Origin of the sequence: Staphylococcus argensis (genome assembly GCF_002902305.1) — a bacterium.
In the GTDB taxonomy this organism is placed as follows: Bacteria; Bacillota; Bacilli; order Staphylococcales; family Staphylococcaceae; genus Staphylococcus; species Staphylococcus argensis.
In genome coordinates this window covers 277,820-284,174 of record NZ_PPPX01000011.1, presented here as the reverse complement: position 1 = coordinate 284,174, position 6,355 = coordinate 277,820, and the positions used below count along the sequence as shown (strand labels likewise).

At 40.1% G+C, this 6,355-nt stretch carries 5 protein-coding genes; 3 read left to right on the top strand and 2 right to left on the bottom strand.

Going from position 1 to position 6,355, the window contains the following annotated elements:
* Positions 1-667: 667 nt before the first annotated feature.
* Positions 668-1,879: an MFS transporter gene (locus CD039_RS08305; protein ID WP_103371927.1), complete on the bottom strand. Its 1,212-nt coding sequence runs from the start codon at positions 1,877-1,879 to the stop codon at positions 668-670.
* Positions 1,879-3,039, bottom strand: coding sequence for a hypothetical protein (locus CD039_RS08300; protein WP_240595109.1), 1,161 nt, complete (start codon positions 3,037-3,039; stop codon positions 1,879-1,881). The genes CD039_RS08305 and CD039_RS08300 overlap by 1 nt, the downstream gene beginning before the upstream one ends.
* Positions 3,040-3,226: 187 nt before the next feature.
* On the opposite strand from CD039_RS08300, the gene CD039_RS08295 reads away from it, so the two are divergent.
* The 3 genes from CD039_RS08295 to gntK all read left to right on the top strand — a co-directional run bounded on the left by CD039_RS08295 (position 3,227) and on the right by gntK (position 6,316).
* Positions 3,227-3,643, top strand: coding sequence for a DUF2188 domain-containing protein (locus CD039_RS08295; RefSeq protein WP_103371925.1), 417 nt, complete (start codon positions 3,227-3,229; stop codon positions 3,641-3,643).
* Positions 3,644-3,761: 118 nt separating this feature from the next.
* Positions 3,762-4,487: a MerR family transcriptional regulator gene (locus CD039_RS08290; protein WP_103371924.1), complete on the top strand. Its 726-nt coding sequence runs from the start codon at positions 3,762-3,764 to the stop codon at positions 4,485-4,487.
* A 281-nt stretch (positions 4,488-4,768) separates the two neighbouring features.
* Entirely contained in the window at positions 4,769-6,316 is a 1,548-nt protein-coding gene (gntK, locus tag CD039_RS08285) for a gluconokinase (protein ID WP_103371923.1), read from the top strand.
* Positions 6,317-6,355 lie beyond the last annotated feature (39 nt).

The window sequence follows — 6,355 nt, the reverse complement described above, 5'->3', positions numbered from 1 at the left end:
TTCTAACATTGGAAAGTGAAAATTACTCAATCAACTCCACATTCTCTCTTGTTTAGTTTGGGTTTAATAGAGTGTTTCGAGGAAGAAAGTGTTTCTATATAAGTTAATGTATCGTGGTATTAGGGTTTTAGAGCACGGTGGGGAATATAGAAATTTCTCTAAATTATTGATACTTAGGCAGTCTATAATTTGAGTTGAATTGGAGTATAACGAAAATGCAAAAGTGCTGAAAAAGAATAGCCATGGCTCTTCCGTGAAAATTACTAAAGGACGAGAAAATGTGGCGTCTTCTCGAATTCAATTATTTATAGAGGACACGAAGCTAATTTTCATTGTATCATCTATTTTTCAAAAGGTGTCCCACCTTTTACTTGTGTTGCAGGAGTTCGATGTATAAATAATCTTCTTCTAACATTGGAAAGTGAAAATTACTCAATCAACTCCACATTCTCTCTTGTTTGGTTTGGGTTTAATAGAGTGTTTTGAGGAAGAAAGTGTTTCTATATAAGTTGATGTATCGTAGGATTTGGATTTTAGGGCTCGAAGGGGAATATAAAATTTCTTCTATTTAGACTGCGAGATATTTTCTTATTTAATAAGCATTAGTGGTTTTCTACATATTGAAAGTGGTGCTGAATCCCTCATAGATTCAGCACCACTTTTGATATTATGAGTTGCCTCGTTCTTCGACATCTTCTTCTTCTTTTTCGCGCTGACGTTCTTGTTGTTTGATTTGTTTGTAGCGTTGTTTTTGTCGATAGCCGTAGGTACTTTCTAGGATGAGTTCGGCATTGTTGAGTCCGGCACCGATTGCTGCTGCAACGGTTGAGATTGAGCTGGCGAACCAGGCGAGGTTTAAGTAGGTGCTTGCTGTGGCTGATCCACCGAGTTGCATACTGCTGCCTAGGTATCCTGGTGGCAAGACGACGAGTGATGCCAGTAGGAAGAAGGTGAATAAGAGAATGTAGTAGAAGATTAATGCAATTGTCAGTGTTGAAACGGTCGTGAAGTTGTAGAGTTTCGTGATGCGTTTGTCTTTACTGTGACGAATGGGTTCCCATAGATTATGTGCGATGATAATCCATAGCATCATTCCGAGTACTGAGACGATCATCATCAAGAAGAGTCGCCATTCTGTGTAGAGGTAACTTAAATTCCATAGTGTCGTAAAGATGATGGCGGAAGCGCCTGTCGTGAAAGCGACAGCTAGTACATTGCTGATACTGCTGACCATGTTGAGTGGGTTGTTAGCGAATGTCATACCACTCAAGAGACGAATCATCCCTTTGGCTTTGGAGCTCACGAAATAACGACGGTGTTTGGAATTTGTATCCTCTAAGAAGTCGGTATGTGCTTCGAGATTAGAGAGTGGGAATTGGTGTGTTAAACGTTCTTCGCTGGATTGTGATTGGTCTTTGTCTTCCGTTTGTTGTTGCGCACGGTCTTTATCCGCGCTTTGTTCGGCATTGTGCTTGTTTGGCTGATATTTGTTGACTTCTTCGACAACGCCGATAATTGAGCTTTTAATACGTTTTTTCACTGGACGCCAACCGTATGCTGGGACGGAGATGAGACTGGCACCGTTGTCTCTATTGACGTCGATGGCGATGACTTTATTATTTTTAAAAAGTGGTAAGTCCGTCAAACCAATCGTGTATTGCCATTCGTTGGTCTTCTGGTAGTTGGAAATCGTCTGGAAGATTTCTGTGACGTTCTCGGCTGAACCAGTGAGAGGGTCCGCAACGATTTCAATCTTCCACTCAACATCTTGGGAGATATGTTGCGCGAGTTCGTTAGATAAATCATCTTGTATGTGTGTTGCGATGTTTTTAGAAACACCGGGCGCGGCAACGAGACCTACTTTGATTGTTTGAGTCATTAAGATGCACCCTCCTCACTGTGTGATTGTTTCTTACCTTCGTAATTCTCTTGATCGTTATAACTTTCGCCTTCTGTCTCTTCTTCTTCACGTTCTTTTTCTAGTTGTTCGTAACGGTAGTATTGACGATAAGAGTAAGTGACACGTTTAATCTTCTCTGCATTTTCCACAGTAGAACCTAAAGCACCTGCTAGGATTGAAATACAAGTCATGAACCATATGAGATTAAAGTAGTCGAGTAATGACGGTAACGATTTCAGTGACGTCATATGGGTGTAGAGCCATGGTGGCACGAAGAGCATGGTGCTCAGGGTGAGTAAGATAAACAGGGCGATAAAGTTAAAGACTGTAATCGATCCGAGCGTCATGAATGTTGTTAAGTTATAGACATAACGGTAAAGGCGTTGCGTGGAAGGGGAAGGTGTTTCCCACAATTGATATGCATAAATGAGCCATACTGTCATGCCTACGATGGATAGAATCATGAGTAAGATAAATCGCCAATAATTATAGTACAGTGTCATATCCCATGGTGTAGAGAAGATGGTAATGTAGGCACCAGTGGCAAAGGACACTGAAATGATCTTCTTGAAATCAAAGATAGCTGTCCATGGTTCATTGGCGAAAGTCATACCACTGATCAAGTGGGACCAACCGGAGACTACGGATTTTAAGATAAGTCGAGTTTCTTTCTGATCGCTGTCTTCATCGGGTTGAACTTCATCGATTTTGGAAAATCTGAAGTGCTTTTTGCTGATGAGTTGCTCTTCTTCACCCGGTTTCATAATGTAGTGAACGAGATACGTTAGGAAGTGGCGTAACTTGTTTTTAACATTCCACATACCGAGTGCTGGTAGGGAGAGCAACGCTGTCTTCTTCTCAGTATGAATGTCTGAAAGAACGACTTTATTGTCAGAAATACTCGGTAAATCGGTAATACAGATAGCGATGTCCCATTCTTTCTGTTTCTTCATATTTGAAATAATGTCCATCGTCTTATCCATATGTTCTGCCGTACCTACCATCGAAGCAACGTGTGTTTCGATGTCCCAATCGATTTGATCATCGATGACTTTGCTGAAATCCTCTGCTAGTGTATCTTTAATCTTGTCAGTAATCTTATTTGGCATATCGGGTGAAGGGATTAACCCGATGGTCATCTGATTCACGAGCAGGGCCTCCTCTCTGAGTTATATTTATATGCTTAACTATTTTCCCTATATCACAAGCATTAAATCATTTTTATTACAAAAATTATAGAGAATTAATAGATTGTATTAGTGCGTTTATTGCAAATAGTAAAAGGTTATAGAATAGTGATTCAATAGCATAAAGGGAGGTTATTCTATGCCTTGGACAATGAACGACTATCCACAAAGTTGGAAGAACATGGATGAGCTTGAACGTAAGAAAGCAATCGATATTGGTAACGCGATGTTGAAAGATGGCTATAAAGAGGGCGATGCAATTCCTATCGCTACTGAACAAGCAGAGTCTTGGTATAAAGATGCAAGTCAAGATGAATTAAAAGAGTTGAAGAACAAGCATATTACGCAACATCAGAAAGACCAATCTGCACATCCAGAGAACAATGAACGTGATGTGCATGTGTATTATGAAGATAATGAATGGAAAGTGAAGACAGATCGTGCTGAACAAGCATCAGATACTTTCGAGAAGAAAGACGATGCGATGAAACGTGCACGTAATATTGCGGATAATCGTGGTACAGAGATTATTGAACATAAGAAGAACGAATCATAATTAAGACGGCCGGGAGTCTAACCTTAGATTCCTGGTCTTTTTTTGCATTTTATAGTGAAAAGAACTTGTAGACGACGTTACGTCACGTTGTATAGTAAGTTCAAGGAAGGTGATAGAAATGACATATACGACTGGAGAGCTTGCGAAAGCGTGTAGCGTTACAGTGAGAACAGTTCAGTATTACGTGAAAAAAGGTTTGATTCTCCCTATATCTGAAGAACATGAAACGATGCGCCACTTCGATGAAGAAAGTAAAGTAAGAATGGAGATGATCTTAATACTAAAAGAATGGGGGTTAACACTGAAACAAATTAGTCACTTGTTGAATTCACAAGATGAAGAATCTAGGAATCATCTATCTGTGCTTCTTGAACAACGTACGCTTGAGCTGAAGAATAATATTCAAGAACAACAACAAATTTATTCTCGTCTTAAAGAGATTAAGAAGTATGTCACTGGGGATGACAAAGGGAGCAGTCTGGAGGAAGTCTTAAATTTAAATCATGCATCAATTCAACGTGAAAAAACGAAAAATGTCTACTATGCATTGATGAAAAAGTTAGTGCCGGTCACAGTAATAGAACTTGGAGCAATCACTTTAAGCCTGATTTTAAAGAAATTCTTCCCAGTATTATTAATCGTACCTTACTTAATCTATAGTAGCGTAACAGTTACTGCATTTATGCATAAGCACGTGTCTTATTTCTGTCCAAGCTGTTATCGTATCTTTAAACCTACGTTGTGGCAGTTTATTAAAGCACCACATACACCGAAATCTCGTAAATTAGAGTGCCCGCATTGTCATAAAGTTCAATATTGCCCTGAGGTAACTACGGAAAAGTAATTTCGTTAGATGATTCATTGTGATAACTGCAAATTGAGTTGTAAGCGAAAGATTGAGCTCTCGTTCATTTTTGAAAAAGTGAACGGGAGCTTTCTCATTTTTACACTAAACGAACTAAGACGTCCCTCTTTAAAACTTATTTGACTCATCTCACTACAGTCTCATCATATACATCTTTGTGCGCTAAATATTATAATATAGGTAAGTCTTTAGCGAATTTGGCCTCTAATAAATTGCTAAGATAGATAAAAAATATATTTAAATGATAAGGAGTGGCTAAGATGCAGTACATGATTGGTGTAGATATCGGTACGACGAGCACGAAAGCAGTGTTGTTCGATGAAGCGGGTCACTTTGTCACAAAGCATAGCATTGCGTATCCTTTAATGCACAATGAAGTGGATGCTTCAGAAGAGAATCCCGATACGATATTCGATGCAGTGTTGATGACAGTTAAACATGTGGTGCGCGAACAAGGAGTCGAGCATGACCAGTTGAAGTTTATTTCGTTTAGTGCGCAAATGCATAGTCTCATAGCAATGAACAGTGACAATCAACCGCTTACTGAGAGTATTACTTGGGCTGATAATCGTGCGAGTGCGTATGCACAGAAGTTAAAAGAAGAACATGAAGGGCATGAGATTTATCGCCGCACAGGTACGCCCATCCATCCGATGTCACCATTAGCGAAGATTTATTGGTTGAAACACGAGCATAATGATTTATTTAATCAAACAGCGCGGTTTGTCGATTTGAAATCGTATATGCTTTACCAGTTGTTTGAAACTTGGGTGATTGATGAGTCCTTGGCTTCTGCGACAGGGATGTTCAATTTGCAGGAACGCGAGTGGGATAAGGACGTGTTAGATCTACTTGATCTTATTCCAAATCAATTACCAAAGCTTGTTCCGACTACGCATGTGTTAACAGGAATGAAACATCGTTATGCGACGCTAATGGATATTGATCCTGATACGCCTATCGTTATCGGTGCGAGCGATGGCGTGTTATCCAACCTCGGTGTGAATGCGTATCAACCAGGTGAAGTGGCAGTCACAATAGGTACATCGGGCGCGATTCGTACGGTAGTCGATCGTCCGATAACTGATCCGAAAGCGCGTATCTTCTGTTATGTCTTAGACGAAGATCAGTATGTGATAGGTGGGCCTGTGAATAATGGTGGTGTCGTATTACGTTGGTTGAGAGATGAATTGTTAGCGAGCGAGGTTGAAACGGCGAAACGCTTAGGCATTGATAGTTATGAAGTGATTACACAAATCGCAAGTCGAGTGAAACCTGGTGCTAATGGATTGCTGTTCCATCCATACTTAGCAGGGGAACGTGCCCCTTTATGGAACGCAGATGTGAAAGGTTCGTTCTTCGGTTTAACACTTGCACATCAGAAAGAGCATATGATTCGAGCTGCGTTGGAGGGTGTGCTGTTCAATCTTTACACCGTCTATCTTGCGTTAATCGAAGTGATGGGTGACACGCCTCAACAACTGAAAGCGACAGGTGGTTTTTCTAAAAGTGAATTATGGCGACAAATGATGTCTGATATATTTGATGTGCCATTATCAGTGCCAGAAAGCTACGAAAGTTCTTGTCTTGGCGCATGCTTGCTCGGTCTTAAAGCGCTTGGAGAAATTGAAGATTATTCTGTAGTTGAAAGTATGGTGGGTACCACTTTTGAACATCAACCTGAAGAAGAGAATGTACAAGTTTATCAAGAATTGTTACCGCTCTTTATTGATTTAAGTCGTTCTTTAACTGAGCATTATCATAAATTAGCAGAATTTCAACGCAAACACACAACCCTTGGGGAGTAATCTGACTTACAATACAGCGTTCGAAATAGAGGAGGAAAC